Here is a 20,323-nt window from a genome sequence, read left to right as displayed (position 1 = left end):
CTTGTCCCGCATCGCTCTACTCATTGCGCCACCGTTTCGCCAGCGTGCGAGCGGTGGCCAACACGGTTTCCCTAGCCGGGTTGGGCCGCTTGCCACCGCGCCACGCCATCATCACATCCCAATGTTCTTGCGGCAGATTGCGCACATCGAGCCTGACCAGCCGCCCCACCTCCAGATCCCGCTTGATGGCCAGCTCTGGCATCAGGGTGATAAACCCGTGTTCCAGCGCCAGATCCCGCGCCGCACTGGCGGGCTGCACCGCATGCAGGGGGCTGGCGGCCCGCCGCAGCCGCCGCAACTGCTGGATAAAGACGTCACACCCCGGCCCCCATACCTGAGGCGCCAGCCGCTGGTCGGCAATATCCTCCAGGGTGAGACCGTGACAACCGGCCAGCGGATGCAATGGCGAGGCGATAGCGATAATGGGGGAGCAGCAGAGCAGCTCCATCTGCAGGCCCGCAACCGGCGGACGCTTGAGTACAAAGCCGATATCGGCCTCCCCGGTCAGCAACGACTGCATGATCTCGCCGGAGTGATCCGTGGTGCAGCGGATCTCAAACGGCTCGTCCACCAGCTCCATCAATAGCGAGCCAAACACCACCGAAGTGAGGGATGGCAGGCTGGAGAGACGGATACAAGGCAGCGCAGGCGCCCCCTGCAGTGCCAGCCGCCCTTCGCTCAGGATCGCCAGCGCAGAGCGGGCCGATGGCAGAAACTCCTCGCAGGCACGGGTCGGCGTCACCCCGCGTCGATGACGCTGAAACAGCGGCGCCCCGAGGCTCTCCTCCAGCTGAGCAATCCGCTGGCTCACCAGCGGCTGTGACCAGCCACGAATGGCCGCCGCCTGACTGAAGCTGCCCAGCTCGGCCACATCCAGCAGCAGTTGCAGATCGTCCAAATCCATAGACATAAATAATCCTGATATGAAATATAGGTAGTTGTCGTCTACCACTATATCTAAACCCTCTCCAGAATGAAGGTATCTGTGAATGAGAGGGCGTTATGGTCGATAGGGCGAGGTTTTGGGGACGCTGGTTTCTGGCGCTGGATACCACACTGGTGATCCTGGGTTTCTTTGTGGTGATGCCGATGATCAGCCTGCGCTTCGTCGATCAACTCGGCTGGGCGGCCGGTCTGGTGGGGCTGGCCCTCGGCCTGCGCCAGCTGACTCAGCAGGGGCTGGGGATCTTTGGCGGCTCGCTTGCCGACCGCTTCGGCGCCCGCCCGCTCATCGTCACCGGCATGTTGCTGCGCGCCGTCGGCTTTGCCACCCTGGCCTGGGCCGACAGCGGCGCCATGCTGATCTTCTCCTGCCTCCTCTCCGGACTGGGCGGTTGCCTGTTCGACCCGCCACGGGCCGCACTGGTGATCAAATTTACCCGTCCCCATGAGCGGGGCCGCTTTATCTCCCTGCTGATGATGCTGGAGAGCGCTGGGGCCGTCACCGGCGCCCTGCTCGGCAGCTGGCTGCTGCGCTTTGACTTCACCTACGTCTGCCTGCTGGGCGCCGGACTCTTCACCTTGGCGGCTCTCTGCAACTGGACCCTGTTGCCTGCCTACCGCCTCTCAGTCAAACCGACTCCGATGCGGGAAGGGTTGGGGCAGGTGCTGGCGGATCGCGCCTTCTGCCGACTGGTGCTGATCTTAAGCGGCTACTACATGCTGTGGGTACAGGTGATGCTGATTTTCCCCATTCTGGTCAAGCAGCTCTCCGGCACAACCACTGCAGTGGGCTGGATGTACAGCCTGGAAACGGCGCTGTCACTGGCGCTGCTCTACCCTATCGCCCGTTTCAGCGAGCGGCGCTATCGGCTGGAGAGCCGGCTGATGGCGGGTATCCTGCTCATGACGGTGGGGATCGGGCTGGTCGCCTTCGTCAGCACCCTCTCCGGCATCTTCGTACTGCTGGCCTGCTTCTATCTGGGGATCATCATCTGTGAACCGGCCCGGGAGACCCTGATGACCCGGCTGGCCAACCCCACAGCCCGCGGCAGCTACATGGGCTTCAGCCGCCTCGGACTGGCGCTGGGGGGCATGACCGGCTATGTGGGCGGCGGCTCCCTCTATGACTTCTCGCTGCAACAGGGACAACCGGCCCTCCCCTGGCTGGTGCTGGGCACCATAGGCGTCGCCACCATGTTGCTGCTGGCCCGCTGCTTCTCCCGCCGCCCGGAGCTGGCTATCAGAGCCGCCGCCTGACGACCCCCCTGCCTACGGCAGCCCTGCCAACGGGGCTGCCGCTCACCTCATATTCTGCAAGTCATCACAGCAAAAGGTTGCGAATTACAACTTTTACGCTATTTTAGTTGTCATGCACAACTAAACAGGAAACCACAACATGGATCCCCGTCCCCTGCGCGCCCTGTCGCGCGATCTGGTTCGCGAACTCGGCATGCTCTCCCAGCAGTGCGGCAATCTGGCCCTCACCCCCATCGAGGCTCACCTGCTGATCGAGCTGGAAAACGCCCCGGCCACCAATCAGCAGCTGGCAGAAAAGCTGCACATCGACAAATCCAACGCCAGCCGTCCGCTGGCACGCCTCGCCGAGCGGGAGCTTATCAGCTGGCACCCGCACCCCTCCGACGGCCGCAGCAAGGAGGCCCGCCTCACCGTCAACGGTCAGGGGATGCTGCTGGAGTTGCACCGGGAGATGGACGGGGCGATGGAAGAGATGCTGGCGCAGTTGAGCCTGCCCGAGCGGGAGCAGTTGTGGCAAGGGCTGCGGCTCTATCGCAGCGCCCTCTCCCGCGCCCGTCGCCAGCGGGGCTACCAGATCCGCCCCATCACGGCGGCGGACAATGCCCAGATCGCCTTGGTGATCCGCGCCGTCTCGGCCGAATATGGCCTCACCGCCGACAAGGGGTATGGGGTCTCGGATCCCAATCTCGACACCCTCTCCCAGAGCTATCAGGGGGAGAAGAGTCGCTACTGGGTTATCGAAGGGCCGGACGGTTCCATCCTCGGCGGTGGCGGTATCGCGCCATTGGCGGGAGAAGAGGGGGTCTGCGAGCTGCAGAAAATGTATTTTATGCCCGCCCTGCGCGGACTGGGCCTTGGCAAACGGCTGGTATTGCAGGCACTGGACGAGGCGCGCGCGCTTGGTTATCAGCGCTGCTATCTGGAAACGACCGAGGTCTTGCGCGAAGCCACCAACCTCTATGAATCACTGGGCTTTGAACACCTGCCCGGCCCCCTTGGCTGCACCGGCCACGGGGATTGCGAGATCTGTATGGTGTTAGACTTGGCGATCTAAAGTGATAGCGGCAAGCAGAAGTATCCCCTGCTGGCCGCTTTGTTTACTATGGCAGCGCCACTACCCGGAATCGCTCCAGCACCAGCGTGGCGTGCTCATCAAATTCTCTCCCTTCCGCCTTCATCTCGCGTTCGAAGAAGGCCTTGTGCGCCTCGTGCCACCAAGCCAGAGAGCCATCTCCCTCCCCTTCCTCGGCGGCAAACGCAGCATCAATCTCATCGAATGGACACAAGGTGACTGACACCAGTTCAACAAGAGCCTTGGGCAGACCACTCCAGTCGGTCACCACCAGTAGGTCCCCCTGTTCCGGCATCCGCTCGCCCTTCTCCAGATACCAGTAAGCGAGGCTACAGGTTGCTCGCTTGCGGCCTGCTACTACCAGCGCGGCACAGAGGTTGGCATTGTCTGCATCAGCACAGAAGTAGTCCGCCGAGACATGACGAGCCCGTGCTGCCACCGGCAGGGATAACAGATAACTCTCAGCCAGAGCCGAGCAGGCAGGATTCATCGATTCAACCATCACCTCTCCTTGATGCATAAAAAAATCCCGCCATCTGGCGGGATTTGGTAAGCAGTATCAGTGCTCGCGAGTCTGGCGGAACTCCACATCGGGGTGACGCTCCTGGGCCAGGCGCAGGTTGACCATGGTCGGTGCGATATAGGTGAGGTTGTCACCGCCATCGAGGGCCAGGTTGACCTCGTTCTTGCGCTTGAACTCTTCGAACTTCTTGACGTCGGTCCCTTCCACCCAGCGGGCGGTGGAGACGTTGACCGCCTCGTAGATGGCCTCGACGTTGTACTCGCTCTTGAGGCGCGAAACCACCACGTCAAACTGCAGCACACCGACCGCACCGACGATGAGATCGTTGCTAATCAGCGGACGGAACACCTGTACCGCCCCCTCTTCGGAGAGCTGCACCAGCCCCTTGAGCAGCTGCTTCTGCTTGAGCGGGTCGCGCAGGCGGATGCGGCGGAACAGTTCCGGTGCAAAGTTCGGGATACCGGTGAACTTGAGATCCTCACCCTGGGTGAAGGTGTCGCCGATCTGGATGGTACCGTGGTTGTGCAGACCGATGATGTCACCGGCGAAGGCGTCTTCCGCCTGCTCACGGTCACCGGCCATAAAGGTCACTGCGTCGGAGATGTTCACATCCTTGCCGATACGCACGTGGCGCATCTTCATGCCCTTGGAGTAAGTTCCTGACACGATACGCATAAAAGCGATACGGTCGCGGTGCTTCGGATCCATGTTTGCCTGGATCTTGAACACGAAGCCGGAGAACTTCTCCTCGGTCGCCACCACTTCGCGGCTCTCGGCCTTGCGCGGCATCGGAGACGGCGCCCAGTCAGTCAGGCCATCCAGCATGTGGTCAACACCGAAGTTACCCAGTGCGGTACCGAAGAAGACCGGGGTCATCTCGCCAGCGATAAAGGCATCGTGATCGAACTCGGGAGAGGCGCCCTGCACCAGCTCCAGCTCGTCACGCAGTTGCTGAGCCAGATCTTCGCCGACGGCGGCATCCAGATCCGGGTTGTTCAGCCCCTTGACCACCCGCTTCTCCTGAATGGTGTGGCCCTGACCGCTCTGATACAGATAGGTCTCATCCTTGTAGAGGTGGTAAACACCCTTGAAGGATTTACCGCAGCCGATGGGCCAGGTGATGGGGGCGCACATGATCTTCAGCTCGCGCTCCACCTCGTCCATCACTTCCATCGGATCACGCACTTCACGGTCCAGCTTGTTCATGAAGGTGAGGATGGGGGTATCGCGCAGACGGGTCACTTCCATCAGCTTGCGGGTCCGGTCTTCAACACCCTTGGCGGCGTCGATGACCATCAGGCAGCAGTCGACCGCCGTCAGGGTACGGTAGGTATCTTCAGAGAAGTCCTCGTGACCCGGGGTATCGAGCAGGTTGACCAGACAATCGGCATAGGGGAACTGCATCACCGAGGTGGTGATGGAGATACCACGCTGCTTCTCCATCTCCATCCAGTCGGATTTGGCGTGCTGGCCCGAGCCACGGCCCTTGACGGTACCGGCGCGCTGAATGGCCTGTCCGAACAGCAGGACTTTTTCAGTGATGGTGGTTTTACCCGCATCCGGGTGCGAAATGATCGCAAAAGTGCGTCTCTTGGAGACTTCACTCAGAAATTCAGCTGACATAATTCAACGTTCTTCTATTGAGCGGTGGCATCAACCACCGTGGGAATAAATCCGGAATGCCGCTCACGGCACATGTATACGCAACGAAAGCCACGCCAGCTGGCGTGTTGCCAACCTGGTGGAGAGAGGGAGGAGGGTTGCGTTACATGGGTCTTCTCGCCTGAGTCAAAGCAAAATTGCGCGACATTATACCCGCGCGAGTGAAAAATACCCAGCCTGACAAGAGATGATAATTTGGCCGCTCATCCGTTCCACAGGTTCCAACTGAACAGAAAATCAAACACTCCGAATCGGATGGCAGCATCCGGACTACGTGGAGTTGGCCCCCTCCCCATGCCAGCAACAACCACTCTTGATAAATTTTCATACTTGGACTTTCCCTATCCAGCTACAAATATGTAAATCGTATCTACATAATGGAGAGGTCATTACATGAAACATTCCACCCTGCACAATCAACAGATCGTCATTATCGGTGGTACCTCGGGTCTTGGCCTGGCCACCGCCCAACAAGCGATCGAGCAAGGCGCCAAGGTCATTATCGGCGGTTCCAGCCGTGAGCAGCTTGCCACTGCACTGGCTGAACTGGGCCCAAGTGCCAGTGGCCATCAACTGGATATTCTCGACGTCGACTCCGTCAATCACTTTTTCAACCAGCTGGATTCGCTGGATCATCTCGTCATTACCGCCGCAGTCATGCGACCAGGCAGCTTTCTCACCGCTGCCATCGAGGATTTGAAAATCAACATGGACAGCCGCTTCTGGGGAAGTGTTCATACGATCCGCGCCGCAGCACCCAAATTGTCCGAACGCGGCTCCATCGTGCTCACGTCCGGGATGGTGACGCGCCGTCCACAACTGGGTAAGGCACTCCCTGCCGTTGCAGCTGGCGCGGTTGAAACGCTGGCTCACAGTCTGGTTACCGAGCTGACCCCCCGTCGGATCAACGTCATCAACCCGGGCCCCATGCGCACTCCCATGCTGCTTAAAGCACTGGGCAATGACCCACAAAAAGTGGCAGCCGTGGCGCAAAGCCTGCCGTTGAAGCGCTTGGGAGAGGGAGAGGATTATGCGCAGGCCGCACTATTCCTGATGAGCAATAACAACATGAATGGTGAAGTGCTTCACCTCAATGGCGGCAGCGCCTGGGCATAACGCCCTTCTAACGGTCTTCTGCGCTCGCGCTTGCCAATCTGCCATCTCAGGCAAGAACGAGCGCAGGGGACGAGCATCATCGCCGTATCTGTGTGCTCCCAATAGCGATGACACCCTGGTGAGTGACAATACCCAGCCCGTCACTCGTCTGTTTCCACCCGGTTGCGCCCCGCCTCTTTCGCACGATACAGCGCATTGTCGGCACGCTGGATCAAGGCCGCCAGATCCTGATCATCGTCTCGCAGAGAGGCACACCCGATACTGATGGTTACCGGGTACGACATGCCGGGCAGCGCCCGGTTGGCGACCGAGTGACGGATCCGCTCAGCCACCCGGCACGCCTCTTCAAGGCTGGTATCCGGCAGCAGGATCAAGAACTCCTCTCCGCCGGTACGCCCCAACTGATCCTGGTGCCGCAGCTGACGATCTGCCGCTCGAGAGACCCATTGCAGCACCCTGTCTCCTTGATGATGGCCCAGGGTATCGTTGATCCGCTTGAAGTGATCGATATCGAACACCAGCAGACAAAATGGCGAGCCCTGCCTGCGAGCCTGCGCCAACATATCGCTGCCCTGCCGCAGCACCCGACGGCGATTGTTGATGCCGGTCAGCTCATCGGTAAAGGCCAGACGACGCATCCGACGGTTGCGATCAAGCAGCCACCCCATCGTCAGCAGCGCCAGTCCCCCGCAAAGCACCATCACCACCAGCAGCCAGAACCGACGCTCCTTGACCTGCTCCAGCTCCTGCTGCTGCAGTCGCTGCTCGACTCGCAGTCGCTCGTTCTCCCCCTCCTGACGGGCCAGCTCGAACTCGCCGCGAACCCAGGCCGTGCTCTGTTCCCGTAACAGCTGATCGAGCCGCTGCTCCTGCACCAGATGCTCCCGCAATGCGGCCAGTGCCGCCGGATAGTCGCCTTGCAACTCGAGCGCCCGACTGCGTACCCAGTAGAGCTCGAGCAAAAAGCGCACGTGCCCTTCCACCTTCAAAATCGGCTCAATCTTCTCAAGCGCACGCAAGGCTGGCGCCGGTTTCTGCTCTTCGACTCTCAACCTCGCCCGCACCAGCTCGAGATGCGCATGGAGGATGGGGTCAACGTCGGGAGAGAGCACCTTCGCCGCTTGTGCCAGCAAGCGTCCGGCATCAGCGGGGCGATCCAGCCCGAGCAGAGCCTCGGCCTGCATCACCATGCGTTCGGCATGCTCAATCAGATATTGAGGCTGATTATAAAAGGCCGCACTGCGTTCAAGCTCGCCCAGCGCATCCTGATAACGCCCGGTCTGCAGATAGACCATCGCCAGTTGATCACTTAGCCTTGCCGAGCCAAATCCATCGTGGCTCCTGGCAAAGTGTTCGCTCAACCGGTTGAGGGTGGCGAGCGCTTCGGCGTAGAGGCCCATACGACGAAATGTGGCTGCAATCTCGAGCTGCGCCTGGTGATACCAGGTGGGCAACCCCAGCTGTTCGTAGATATTATGCGCCTTGGTGAGATCCATCAGCCCCTGGCCTGAGACCCCCTGAAAAGACAGCATGGCCCCCCGGCGGGCCAGCGCCAGCGCCTCCAGCTTTGGCACGGCGGCCTCTCTTGCCAGCCGCAGCCCCTCATCGTAATCGTGACGAGCCTTCACTACCTCGCCGAGCAGCTGATTGAACCAGCCGCGGCAAATCGTCAGCTCCGCCACGGCGGCGTCATTACCCTGTTCGCGCGCAATGGCCAGCATCCGCTCCGCATTGGCGATGGCGGTTCGGGACTCCTGCATGTCATCGGCCGATTGGGCCCAGCAAGCCAGACGACTGATCCGCATCTGCTGCGACGGCGGATAGGCGTTGCCGTCCCGCTGCAAACGGGCAACGCGCTCCCGCAGCAACTCGATCGGCTGGTAGACCCGCTCCATCCCTCCCAGTTCATTTTCCAACTGCTCGGGGGACAAGGGTTTGGCTGCCAGCCCGAACACCGCCAGCAACAGCAGCAAGGCAAGTCGGCTCATACACACTCCGGATCAATGGGAAAGATCATCGGGCAAGCCGATGCCGGAAAATCACCATCTTTCCCCTGTAACAATGGTTGTAAAGGCTATCACCCGGACAGAGAGCCCGAATGGCAGGCTAGTCACATTTTACTGCGATATCATCGCGTTGGAATGAAAGCGGGGACGCACAGCGAAAAAGAGGGGGCGGGATAACAACCCCAGAGGGGTTGCCCCCTCCCGGTCACTAGTGATGCTGCCAGCGCCGCAGCAGCCGGCCGCGCAGGCCGCAATCGAGCAGCCAGCTGTTGTCAAATACCCGCAGCAGCGCCTGCTTGGCGTGGCGGGACATGGCGACGGCGTGAAAACGGGTCTGGCGCTGGCGATAGCGGTTCATCTGATCGAGCAGGGGATGAGGCAGGCTCTGGGCGATAAAGTCGGAGATGACCAGCACATCCGCCTTGGCAAAGGCGGGATCATCGAGCTTGGCCAGCGCTTTTTCCAGGCAGGGCACCAGATCGGTACCGCCGTGAAAACTCATGGAGAGGAAGCGCTCCGCCTTGTCCAGCCCGGTATCTGCAGTGATCTCGAGGGTCGCCACCTCGGTGGAGAAGAGCATCAGGTAGCAGCCGCGCTTTTCATCCATCGCCACCTTGAGCAACGCCAGAAACAGCGCCTTGGCACACTCCTCGGGATATCCCCCCATAGAGCCGGAGGTATCGACGCAGACGATAAAGGGGCCTCGTTGCTGCAACTGCTGCCCCCCCTGCTCCGGAGTGCGCAGCATGATGCGCTGACGCGGCAAGGTGCCACGTGACTGGTAGCTGAGCAGGCGCCGCTCCAGATAGCGGCGATAGAACTCCAGCTCCAGCTCCGGCAGCCCCAGCATCACAGCTTCACTTGGCAGCAGCCGCATCAGATCGTTCGCCTGATGGATGCCCACCAGATCGTCCGGCACATCGTCGCTGGGTGCTGGCTCCAACTCCAGCACCTGAACCGGCGGCACCGGTTGCTCCTGCGCCCGGCGATCCCGCTCGCTGCGCCCGAGCAGGCCGGCAATCTCCGCCAGCAAAGGCTCGCGCTGCAACATGCGGGCATACTGCTTGACCAGCACCAGACTGCGCTTGTGCCAGTGCCCCTGCGCCAGATCCCACAGGCCACCAGCCGAAATCTGGTTGGGGTCGAGGGCATCGGCCAGGGTGCGGCTCGCCAGCAGCTGATCTTCAATCTCCTGACGCTGCTTCTCCCGCTCCGCTTCGGCGATCTGCTGCTGCAGTTGCAGCAGGCTCCCCACCAGACTGGCGCGCCACTTGTCGATAAAGAGCTGGCGCAGCCCCTCGGTGGGGTGGGCCGTCAGCTGACGCACCAAGGAGCGGGCCTCACCGGCGAAGGGGCTGTACTGCTCCAGCGACTCCAGCAAGCCGGGCAGGCGACCAATCAGCTCGGTCATCGGCAGTTGCCGATGCGCCTGATAGAGCAGGTACTCCTGCTCCAGCGCCACCGGCACCGGCTTGTGACGGATCTCCTCACCAAGCTGCTCGCCCCAGCTCTGCAGGCGCTTTTTCAGCAGCTTGCCCTGTAGCGGGGAGCGTTTGATAAATTCGGAAATCTTGGGCGAGGCCGCCAGCAACGCCACCACCTCTCCCGCCAGCTCACCCTCTCCCATGAGAAGGCCCAGATCCAGCATGCCGATCTCAAGCATGAGCGCTCCTTACTCGTCCAGCCTTGGCAACCGCTCGCGCCACTGGGTCAGCTCGTTGCGCAGCAGTTCGAGATCCCGGTTCAGCACAAAGAAGCTGTCTTCCACCTGCTGCAGCCAGCGCTGGGCGATAAAGAGGTGTTGCTGGTGACGCTCGAACAGGCTGCGCTGCTGCTTGAGTATCTGCATCACCTTGCCGACCTGAACCAGCTGCTCGTCGAGTGACTGCAACCAGGGCGCCAGCACCACCTCGGGGATGGCGTTGCGCTCCATTAGCACCAACGGGATCTGCTGGCGCTGGATATCGAGCACCTGCAGCCGCAGCTCATCGTCCAGCACCAGCTCGTAATGCCCCTCTTTCGGGTTGCCGAACTCATAACCCACCAGCGCCTCACCGGTGGGATGCCAATGGGAGAGCAAGGTGCGATCGAACACCAGGGTGCGGGTGAGCCGTTCAGGATCGCCGCCATCCAGCGGCGCCGGGGTGAGCAGATGGAAGTGCACCTGCTTGCCAAAGGGTCTGGCATTGGCGAGCGGGATCTCGATACCCCGGGCCCGCCGGCCAAACCACTGCTTGCGTTGCCGGGCCTTTGTGCAAAGGCGTTGGGCCACGCTCTGTTTGAGCTGTTTGAACTGATCCCGCAACGCCAGCAGCTGACGGGTCATCGCCAGTTGCTGATAGCCGTAAAGGCGGGAGAATTCGGTCATCATCTCCAGCAGGGCGGTGCGGGACTCCTCGTCATGCCAGAGACAATCCTTGAACAGCAGCAGATCTACCGGTGCGACCTCATCGCGGCCATTGAAGAAGGCACTCGCCTTGATGAGCCGTACCGCCTTCTTCCAGCGGCGATCCGACACATAGCAGCGATGGGCCAGCTGACTGTCGAGCTGCTGGCGCAGCTGATAGATAAGCTCGAAACAGGCATCCGGCAAACGCACCTGTTCAATCTGGCTCTGCCACTGCTCGTACTCATCCCCTCGGATCTGCAGGGATTCCGGCAGGTTCTGGTGGGCGTGGCCATCGCTGGCCAGCATGGATTGAAAGTTGGCTTTCTCCTGCACCCGGTCCATCCAGATCCGCACCAGCATCCGGTCGTAGAGCGCTTCCAGCCCGCTGTCCTGCGCTGGCAGCTCGTTGGACGCGGTCACCAGCAAGCGCATCGGGATGGGGTGCTGGCTGTCGCCGTTGCGAAACTGCCGCTCGTTGATGGCGGTGAGCAGGGTGTTGAGGATGGCAGGGCCCGCCTTCCAGATCTCGTCGAGGAACACCACTTCGGCCTCCGGCAGATACCCTGTGGTGAGGCGCAGGTATTTGCCATCCTCTTTCAGTGCCTGAATGGATAGGGGGCCAAACACCTCCTCCGGCGTACTGAAGCGGGTCATCAGGTATTCAAAGTGGCGGGCGTCGTGAAAGGCCAGCTTGAGGCGGCGGGCAATCAGGCTCTTGGCGATACCGGGTGGCCCCAGCAAGAAGACACTCTCGCCACTGAGGGCAGCCAGCAGACCGAGGCGCAGGGCATCCTGCCGTTCGTAAAGTCCCTCACCGAGGGCGGCCAGCAGCCGGGGCAAGCGCTCCTGGATGGGAATAAGACGCGCAGGGTTCTGGGCTTGAGCTAAAGACGACATAGAGAGTGTTCCGAAGCTGGGATGATGTTAGCCCCAAGGCGCGATATCCATTTGCTCGACCTTGGGTTTTGTCTTGTTATGATGTTTATTCTGGTATCTCTTACCGCACAATACCCGCCTCTGGCAGGAAAAAACGCAAGGGCAGTGCGATACCGTACCGGCAACGTGCAGCGCCCATGCATAGCCAGTGTCGTGATGAACACCATGCCCGCATGCGCCAGATGATGCGTTGCAAAGGGTGCAGCAAAAGCGGTTCGAGTGTACCCTGCGCAACACAATTTTCCCCAATGCAGATCAAGAGTGAGTCGCCTCAAATGCAAGATCCCGTTCGTCAGAGCATGTTGGCCCGCATGGGCATTCAAAGCTGGCAACTGCGTCGTCCGGCATTGCTGGGCGCAGCACCCTCTCCCGAGCTTGAGCAAAACGCCACACAGCCGGGCCAGACGGCACCGGCCACCAGCGCTCCGCTGCCCAGCGGCAAACTCTGGTTGCTGGCGCCGCAGCTGCCTGCCTCTACGCTGCTGGCGGATATCTGCCAGTTACTCGGCATGACCCCCGACGAGGTCTCACTGCTCAGCGAGCTGCCGCCTGCCGATCTACAATCGGCGGGCGCCTCCCCTCTGCTCTGGCTGACGGAAGCCAACTCCGAGCGGCCAAATGCGCTGATCTGCCCGCTCACCCCCAGCGCCGCGCAAAAGCGCGCCCTGTGGCAACAGCTGCGCCAGCACCTTGCGGCCAACGCGGCGTGATCCTGCATCATGCCGCCAAGACCCACTGTGATGCTGCTCTTTTTACCTGATTTTACAAATGCCGCCTCTGCAACCTCTGCTAACCACAGTGCCCAACATCTTGCCATCCGGAGCCCCCATGCCTGAGTTTCGTCCCCTGCTCGAGAGCGATTTCGCCCTTGTCTACCCCATCGAGCAAGCCGCTCACAAGGAGCCGTGGAGTGAGGCCAACCTGCTCTCCTGCTTCGGTCCTCGCTATCTCAACGGTTTGATGCTGGTCGATGGTCGCCCGGCGGGCTTCTATATCTCGGATCTGGTGGCCGGTGACAGCTCGCTGATGAATATCTGTGTGCATCCGGCGTTTCAGGGCAAGGGGTTGGGACGGGCGCTGTTGCAGGCCTATCTGGCGCGCAGCAAGCAAGCCGGGGCAGAGGCCTGGTTTCTCGAGGTGCGGGCGGGCAATAAAACCGCTATCTCCCTCTATGAGAGTGCCGGTTTTGCCGAGTATTGCCGCCGCGCCGACTACTACGGCACCGGCAATGACCGGGAAGATGCGGTGTTGATGTCGCGACTGTTCGATTTCGGCTGATCCAGCCTGTTCGTCGCGCCCAAGCCTTTTGTCCCCCCTCAATCGAGGGGGGCGTTGTCCAGCGCGGGATCCTGCAAGGCCAGGGTGGTATGCACCACCGCCTCGAATCCGGCCCCGGAGAGCGGCATATAGAAGCCACGCTGCCAGGTTTTCCCCGGCATCCAGATCTGGTCGATATCCACCACTATCTTGATGGGTCTGAGGGGCTGGCCCGGCTGCTGGATATAGATGCCGGGCGGCGTGGCGACTTTGGGAAAGCGGCGCAGGATCTGCTCGCTGCCATCCCCCTTGCCCGGGTTGAGCCGCACTTTCACCAACCGGGCCAGCGGACCAGCCATCTCCTTGCTCTGCCAGAATTTCTTCTCCAGATCGCCGCAGCGGCGGCACTTGGGGGTCTCCAGCACATAGAGCAGCGGATAGCCCAACGCCAGCGCCTGTTGCTGCGCCTGCTGATACCCCTCGGCCCCCTGATACCAGGGATTGGCGGGCCCCTGTGATGAGGTTCCGGCAAAGAACCAAAACGCAACGCCCCCCACCACCATCAGCCCGACCGCGGCCAACGCCCCTTTCACCCACAGATTCATATCGTTAACCCTCTCTCTGCCTCCTAGCAGTATCGGCCAGTCTGTGCAAAGGGAGAGCTATTTGCGCTCTTTGTGATCCAAGACAAACAGCGAACACTTGTAAGCCGTAATGTTGGAGTTTAAACTCTAGCCCGATTTTTAGTGCCCTCGCGGGCGTACAACTGTAATTAAAGGATGTTTAACTGATGCCGAAGCTTCATCTGGTTCGACTGATGCGTGAACGTATTGCCCAGCTTGGCAACAAGGCTGCCCTGCGGGTTCAGCAAGATGGCCAGTGGCGCGCCATCGGCTGGCGTACTCTGGGCCAGGCCATGGACTACTGCGCACAGGCGCTGATCCGTGCCGGCCACCAGCCAACCGAAATGGTCGGCATCTATGCCCGCAACATGCCGGAGTGGACCCAGGCCGATCTCGGCATCCTTGCTGCCCGCGGTGTCAGCGTCCCTATCTACCCCACCAGTACGCTCGATCAGCTGCGCTACATCGTCAAAGATGCCGGCATCAAGGTACTGTTCGTTGGCGAACAACCCCAGTTCGATCAGGCGCTGACCCTGCTGCAAAACGGCGAAATCCGCCAGATCGTCGCTCTCGATGGCAACGTCAATCTGCGCGGCTGCGAGCAGGCGAGCCACTTCCAGACATTTCTGGTCTCCGGCAACCATCAGCCCAGCGAGCAAGAGCTGCGAGTACGGGAAACCCAGTACCGGATGGATGATCTGCTGACCCTGATCTACACCTCCGGCACCACCGGCGAGCCCAAGGGGGTCATGCTCGACTTCAGCAACATCGCCGCCTGTTTCGAGATGCACAACAGCCGCCTCGACCTCAATCAGCAGGATGTGTCGCTCTGCATGCTGCCGCTCAGCCACGTGTTTGAGCGGGCCTGGAGCTACTACGTGCTCTACTGTGGTGCCGAGAACGTCTATATCCGCGATCCACAGAAGGTGATGGATGTGATTGGCGAGGTGCAGCCGACCGTAATGTGCGCCGTGCCGCGCCTCTACGAGAAGGCCTACGCCATGATCCAGGCCAAGGTGGCTCAGGCTCCGGCTCTGCGTCGCGCCCTGTTTGGCTGGGCGACCAAGGTCGGCAAGCAGATGGTTGCCACCCGTCAGGCGGGCAAGTCCGCCTCCCCGCTGCTCTATGGCCAGCTCTGGCTCGCCGAGCGACTGGTGTTTCGCAAGCTGCGCGCCCGTTTTGGCGGTCGTACCCGCTTCCTGCCGGTGGCGGGCGCCCGTCTGGCCGACGATGTGAACCTCTTCTTCCAGGCGATGGGACTCAACCTCAAGTACGGCTACGGCATGACCGAAACCACCGCCACCGTCTGCTGCTACGAAGACAGCCAGTTCAAGCTCGGCTCCATTGGCACGGCACTGAACGGCATCGAGGTGAAGCTGGGTGAGAACAACGAACTGCTGGTGCGCTCCCCCACCGTGATGCGCGGCTACTACAACAAGCCGGACGCCACCGCCGAAGTGATGACCGAAGATGGCTTCCTGCGTACCGGCGATGCCGGTGAGCTCGACAGCCAGGGCAATATCTACTTCACCGAACGTCTCAAGGAGCTGATGAAGACCTCCAACGGCAAGTACGTGGCCCCGCAACTGGTGGAAGGGACCATCGGCAAGGATCGCTTTATCGAGCAGATCGCCATCGTCGCCGATGCTCGCCACTTCGTCTCGGCACTGATCGTGCCCTGCTTCGAGTCGCTGGAGGAGTACGCCCGCTCCATCAACCTGCAATACCAGTGCAAGACCGAGCTGCTGCGCCACTCCCGGGTGATGGAGTTCTTCGAAGCCCGCATCGCCGATCTGCAAAAAGAGCTGGCCAAGTTCGAGCAGGTGAAGAAGTTCACCCTGCTGCCGAGCGCCTTCTCCATGGAGCTGGGTGAACTGACCCCCACCATGAAGCTGCGCCGCAAGATCATCGAGGCCAAGTACCAGAGCGAAATCGAGGCCATGTATAACCACGTCTGATATCGCTCTGGTTCAGAGAAATCAAAAAGCCGCTCACTCGAGCGGCTTTTTGTTGGCACTTTGGTCGGTACGAACCCGCCTTCAGGCCGTAGTGGTAGTGGTACCGAAGTAGTCGGCCAGGAAGTCATCGAACGACAGGCTGTCGCTGCGCTCGCGTTCGCGCTGCTTGGCCAGCGAATCCTTCGCCTCACCGGCAAAGTAGGCCTCATCCCAGTACTGCAGCTCCCCTGCCAGCAGCTCCTCGCGATAGCGGGTCGCCAGCTTGTCGCCGTAGCAGCCGTTGTCCTTGCCACTCTCCAGCAGCTCCTTGAGCATGCGGGCGGAATAGGTGAGCTCGGGGTTGAGCAGCTTCTCGCGATGCATCGCCAGCGTCTCGCGATAGCGGTTGCGGCCGCAGCAGCGATCCAGCAGATCGGCCACCTGAGCCAGCTCGTCAAACAGTTTGAGGCCGTACTCTTTGAGGCCAATGGCATTGCCCTGCTCATCTTCAAGCATCAGGCCGGGACGACGCCCTTCCAGCACCACCTTGTTCTGGTTGCGGCGGTTGCGGGCAATCTCTTCGTCACTCAGCACCGGAGAGGGGCGCAGCAGGCACCAGACTAGGAACAGATCGAAGAAGCGGATCTGATCCGCATCGATGCCGAGTGGGGTGAAAGGGTTGACGTCCACAGTCCGCAGTTCGATGTATTCGATGCCGCGCTGATCCAGCGCATCCGAGGGCTTCTCGCCGCTGCGCGGGGTGCGCTTGGGGCGGATCGGGGCGTAGAGCTCATTCTCCAGCTGCAACACGTTGTCGTTGAGCTGACGATACTCCCCATCCACCTTGACCCCGATTTTGGCAAAGTCAGGATTGTGGGTGTTGATGGCGCGGCGCAGGCTGCTGACATAGGCCGGCAGATTGTCATGGCTGATCTTGAGCCCAGCCTGGGCGCTGTTGGTGTAACCGAGATCGGAGAGACGCAGCGCGGTGGCGTAAGGTAGATAGAGGGTGCCCTTGCCGGTCTTCTCGAACGGCAGGTTGCTCTTGCGCCCTTTGAGGAAGGATTCGCAGATGGCCGGGGAGGCGCCAAACAGATAGGGCACCAGCCAGCCGAAGCGGTAGACGTTGCGAATAAGCCCCATGTACTTGTCGGAGATAAAGCGCTGGCTGCAGCACCCTTCGCACACCAGATCCTGCCACTCGCTCCAGAAGCTGTCGGGCATGGAGAAGTTGAAGTGCACTCCGGCGATCACCTGCATCAGGCTGCCGTAGCGGTTCTTCAAGCCCTGACGGTAGAGAGTCTTCATCTTGCCGATGTTGGAGCTGCCGTACTGGGCCAGCCGGATACTCTCTTCCCCGCCGACAAAGCAAGGCATGGAGAGCGGCCAAATCCGCTCGTCACCCAGATGCTGAATCACATGGTGATGGATGTCGCCGAGCTGCTCCATCAGGCTGTCGATGGAGTCGGTGGCCGGGGTAATGAACTCCAGCAGACTCTCCGAGTAGTCGGTGGTGATATTGGGATGGGTCAGGGCCGAGCCCAGCGCCCGGGGATGGTCACTCTGGGCGAGTCGGCCATCCGGCGTGATGCGCAGGCATTCACGTTCGATCCCGCGCCGGATCCCCTTGAGCGCGGTGAGACGCTCCGGTGATCCCAACGCATTCAGCAACTCGGTGAGCGACAAGCTTGTTGTAGTCATATTCACGGCTCATGTGAGGCCGCCCCATCCGGGGCGGCTCTTGATTTTTATAAAGCGTCAGTTACGGCAACTGCAGCGGATAGATGGGAAGATGAAGCTCCTTCAGGGGTTTTTCAAGCTTTTGCTTGTCCCCCACCACCACGATCACCATGTCGGCCGGATTGAGCCAACGGGCGGCACTGGCCTTCAGCGCCTCGGGCGACACCGTTTTGATCAGGTTGTTCTGGGCCTGCACATAGTCCGGCTTCAGGTCATACATCACCATCTGCAGCAGGAAGCCCGCCTTCTGGCCGAGGGTCTCGTAGGAGAGGGCATCCTGCTGGGAGACCGCGCTGCGCATATAGGCCAGCTCGACCGGGGTCGGGCCGCTCTTGCGGTAGTTGTCCATCTCCTTGAGGAACTGGCGGATGGCATCCGCAGTCGCATCGGCCCGCACATTGGCGCCGGTGGCGAAGGTGCCCACCTCGCGGTTGGCGGAGAAGCCGGAGCTGGCGCCGTAGGTGTAACCCTTGTCTTCCCGCAGGTTGAGGTTGATGCGGCTGTTGAAGTTGCCACCCAGATTGAAGTTCATCAGCCCGGCGGTGAAGTAATCCCCCGTGGTATCGAACGGCATGGCGCGACGACCGATGCGGATCACCGACTGGGGCGCCCCCGGTTTGTCGACCAGATAGATACCCGGCTTGGCCTGCTCACCCTTGAGCTTGAGATCCCCCAGAGTCGGCGTGGCCCCCTTCCACTCGGTCAGGAAGCCAAGTTGCTCCTCGATCTGCTTCTGCTCCACATCACCGACCACCACCACTTTGGCGTTGGTGGGGTTGTAGTAGGCCTGATAGAAGTGCTTCACGTCCGCCAGGGTCAGCTTGGCCACATCGGCAGGTACCCCGTCGGTAGGTTGACCGAGGCGGTTCTGCTTGCCGTAGACCAGCTCGCGGAACGCCTGCCCGGCCAGCCACTCGGGCTGCTGCTGGGCCTGTTGCATCCCTTGCAGCAGCTGCGCCTTGACCCGCTCGAAGTCCGCCTCCCGCATGCCCGGGCGCTCCAGCACCTCGCGCACCAGCGCCAGGGTCTGGGGCAACTTGTCCGCCAGCGAGCTGATGGTGATGAGGTTGTTGTACTGGGCACTGGAGACATCAATGCTTGAGCCCAGCTTTTGCAGCTCGTCGCTGAGCTGAGCCTCGGTCAGGCGCACCGTGCCCTGTCCCATCATGGCGGCGGTCAGATTGGCCAGCCCAAGCTGTCCTTTATCTTCGGCACGAATGCCGCCCGGCAGGGCGATCATGATGGAGACGGCCGGGATCTCGTCACTCTTGGTGCCGATGATCTCGATGTTCTTGTCGAGCTTGCCGTGCCAGATGGCGGGCACCTTGACGCTCACCGCCTCGCTCGCCTTGGGCTGCACGCTGCGATCGAAATTGTCTTTTACCGGTCGTTCGGCCAGCGCTTCGTCATGCTTGCTGTAATCCGGCAGCTCGCGCTTGGCGGGGGTAAAGTTCGGGGTGGCAACCTGCCACTCTGTCTTGCCCTTGGGCACCACACTCAGCACCACCGCAGGCTTGCCCGCGATGAACTTGTCGTAGGCGGCCTTCACCTGCTCAGGTGTCACCTTGCCGATGGCATCCAGCGTCTTGAACACATAGTTGGGATCCTGGGCAAACACCTGACCCATGGCGAGCTGGCTCACCTTGCCGGAGACGCTATCCAGACCCCAGATGGCGGAGGCGCGATACTTGGCGATCGCCTTCTCCAGATCTTCCGGCTTGAGGCCGCGCTGGGCGAACTCGCCGATCACCTTGTCCACCTCCCCCTTGAGGGTCTTGAGGCTGCCATCCTGCGACGGATTGGGATAGGCGTAGACGGTAAGGGTACAGGCCAGCTCTTCGCAGTAGTGGGACGCCCCCACATCGATCGCCTTGCCGGTTTTCACCAGCGACTGGTAGAGCATGGAGCTGGCGGAACCGCCCAGTACGTCGGCAAACATGTCGAGCGCAGGCTCCTGCGGGTCACCAAGGGATACGGTGGGGTAGCTGATATAGAGCAGCGGCAGGTGCACCTTGTCCTGCAGCGTCACGTAGCGGGTCTCGGGCAGAGTCACCGGCTTTGGCGTCGGCTCGGCCACGTCCGGACCGCGCGGGATGGAGCCGAAGTATTTCTCGATCCACTCGAGGGCCTGCTTGCTGTCAAAGTCGCCGCCCAGGGTCAGGGTGGCGTTGTTGGGGCCATACCAGCGCAGGAAGAACTGCTTGAGGTCGTTCACATCGACCCGGTCGAGATCTTCCACGTAACCGATAGGCTGCCAGGAGTAGGGGTGAGTACGCGGATAGAGCGCCTCCCCAACCTTCTCGCTCACCAGCCCGTACGGCTGGTTATCGACCCGCTGGGCCCGCTCGTTCTTGACGGTGGCGCGCTGGATCTCGAACTTCTTCTGGCTCACCGCATCGAGCAGGAAGCCCATCCGATCCGCCTCCAGCCAGAGCACTTTTTCCAGCTGGTTGGCCGGCACAGTCTCGTAGTAGTTGGTGCGATCCTTGTTGGTAGTGCCATTCATGTCACCACCGGCCTCGTTGATGATCCGCATATGCTCCTGATCACCGACGTGTTTCGAGCCCTGGAACATCATGTGCTCGAAGAAATGGGCGAAACCGGACTTGCCGACCGTCTCGCGGGATGAACCGACGTGATAGGTCACATCGAGGTGCACCAGCGGATCGGAGCGGTCGGGGGCCAGGATCACGGTCAGGCCGTTGTCCAGCTTGTACATCTGGTAGGGGATGGCGAGCTTGCCCTCCTCCTTGCCCTGTTCGGCGATCAGGGTCGGTGCCGCCAGCACCGGCAGGGTGAAGCCCAGCAGAATCGTTAAAGGTATGACTTTGTTCACGGTAACCTCGTGAGTGACAAAAACAGG

The 20,323-nt window shown here is 61.1% G+C and carries 15 protein-coding genes; 6 read left to right on the top strand and 9 right to left on the bottom strand.

Translation table 11 applies throughout. The annotated features are described in order from the left end of the window. Positions 1-16 precede the first annotated feature (16 nt). Positions 17-910: a LysR family transcriptional regulator gene (locus VF684_RS16365; protein ID WP_005349020.1), complete on the bottom strand. Its 894-nt coding sequence runs from the start codon at positions 908-910 to the stop codon at positions 17-19. 92 nt (positions 911-1,002) lie between these two features. Here VF684_RS16365 and mdtH point away from each other — a divergent pair, with 92 nt between their 5' ends. Then, complete coding sequence (gene mdtH / locus VF684_RS16360) at positions 1,003-2,199, top strand: multidrug efflux MFS transporter MdtH (protein ID WP_139440871.1); 1,197 nt, start codon at positions 1,003-1,005, stop codon at positions 2,197-2,199. Positions 2,200-2,338: 139 nt separating this feature from the next. Further along, positions 2,339-3,253 (top strand): bifunctional helix-turn-helix transcriptional regulator/GNAT family N-acetyltransferase, encoded by a 915-nt coding sequence (locus tag VF684_RS16355; protein WP_139440872.1) that lies wholly within the window; start codon positions 2,339-2,341, stop codon positions 3,251-3,253. Positions 3,254-3,299: 46 nt separating this feature from the next. Here the strand turns inward: VF684_RS16355 and VF684_RS16350 are convergent, their stop codons facing one another. Both VF684_RS16350 and prfC read right to left on the bottom strand, forming a co-directional pair. Continuing rightward, a complete protein-coding gene (locus VF684_RS16350; protein ID WP_376899032.1) occupies positions 3,300-3,773 on the bottom strand; it encodes an ASCH domain-containing protein in 474 nt (157 codons plus the stop codon). 57 nt (positions 3,774-3,830) lie between these two features. Then, positions 3,831-5,420: a peptide chain release factor 3 gene (gene prfC, locus VF684_RS16345; protein ID WP_085942998.1), complete on the bottom strand. Its 1,590-nt coding sequence runs from the start codon at positions 5,418-5,420 to the stop codon at positions 3,831-3,833. A gap of 429 nt (positions 5,421-5,849) precedes the next feature. Here prfC and VF684_RS16340 point away from each other — a divergent pair, with 429 nt between their 5' ends. Beyond that, a complete protein-coding gene (locus VF684_RS16340) occupies positions 5,850-6,572 on the top strand; it encodes an SDR family oxidoreductase (RefSeq protein WP_376899034.1) in 723 nt (240 codons plus the stop codon). Between the two features lie 140 nt (positions 6,573-6,712). Here VF684_RS16340 and VF684_RS16335 read toward each other — a convergent pair whose 3' ends face one another. The 3 genes from VF684_RS16335 to VF684_RS16325 form a co-directional block, all read right to left on the bottom strand. After that, a complete protein-coding gene (locus VF684_RS16335; protein WP_376899036.1) occupies positions 6,713-8,560 on the bottom strand; it encodes a tetratricopeptide repeat-containing diguanylate cyclase in 1,848 nt (615 codons plus the stop codon). 226 nt (positions 8,561-8,786) lie between these two features. Continuing rightward, positions 8,787-10,241 carry an ATPase RavA stimulator ViaA gene (gene viaA, locus VF684_RS16330; protein ID WP_058056766.1) on the bottom strand — a complete coding sequence of 485 codons (1,455 nt, stop codon included), beginning with the start codon at positions 10,239-10,241 and terminating at the stop codon, positions 8,787-8,789. A 9-nt stretch (positions 10,242-10,250) separates the two neighbouring features. Beyond that, positions 10,251-11,864: an ATPase RavA domain-containing protein gene (locus VF684_RS16325; RefSeq protein WP_139440875.1), complete on the bottom strand. Its 1,614-nt coding sequence runs from the start codon at positions 11,862-11,864 to the stop codon at positions 10,251-10,253. Positions 11,865-12,178: 314 nt separating this feature from the next. Between VF684_RS16325 and VF684_RS16320 the strand changes: the two genes are divergently transcribed. Together VF684_RS16320 and rimI are read left to right on the top strand one after the other, a co-directional pair. Beyond that, complete coding sequence (locus VF684_RS16320) at positions 12,179-12,613, top strand: DNA polymerase III subunit psi (RefSeq protein WP_139440876.1); 435 nt, start codon at positions 12,179-12,181, stop codon at positions 12,611-12,613. A 118-nt stretch (positions 12,614-12,731) separates the two neighbouring features. Continuing rightward, positions 12,732-13,181 (top strand): ribosomal protein S18-alanine N-acetyltransferase, encoded by a 450-nt coding sequence (gene rimI, locus VF684_RS16315; RefSeq protein WP_139440877.1) that lies wholly within the window; start codon positions 12,732-12,734, stop codon positions 13,179-13,181. Positions 13,182-13,219: 38 nt separating this feature from the next. Here rimI and VF684_RS16310 read toward each other — a convergent pair whose 3' ends face one another. Next, positions 13,220-13,723, bottom strand: coding sequence for a hypothetical protein (locus VF684_RS16310; protein WP_376900335.1), 504 nt, complete (start codon positions 13,721-13,723; stop codon positions 13,220-13,222). 227 nt (positions 13,724-13,950) lie between these two features. On the opposite strand from VF684_RS16310, the gene VF684_RS16305 reads away from it, so the two are divergent. Then, a complete protein-coding gene (locus VF684_RS16305; RefSeq protein ID WP_139440878.1) occupies positions 13,951-15,741 on the top strand; it encodes an AMP-dependent synthetase/ligase in 1,791 nt (596 codons plus the stop codon). Between the two features lie 81 nt (positions 15,742-15,822). Here VF684_RS16305 and gshA read toward each other — a convergent pair whose 3' ends face one another. Both gshA and VF684_RS16295 read right to left on the bottom strand, forming a co-directional pair. After that, positions 15,823-17,421 (bottom strand): glutamate--cysteine ligase, encoded by a 1,599-nt coding sequence (gshA, locus tag VF684_RS16300; protein WP_100654547.1) that lies wholly within the window; start codon positions 17,419-17,421, stop codon positions 15,823-15,825. Between the two features lie 61 nt (positions 17,422-17,482). After that, entirely contained in the window at positions 17,483-20,296 is a 2,814-nt protein-coding gene (locus tag VF684_RS16295) for a M16 family metallopeptidase (RefSeq protein WP_139440880.1), read from the bottom strand. Positions 20,297-20,323: the final 27 nt, after the last annotated feature.

The organism is Aeromonas sp. Lyrl_2, from assembly GCF_051948815.1.
Taxonomy (GTDB): Bacteria; Pseudomonadota; Gammaproteobacteria; order Enterobacterales; family Aeromonadaceae; genus Aeromonas; species Aeromonas veronii.
This window is presented reverse-complemented; position numbering and strand designations above follow the sequence as displayed.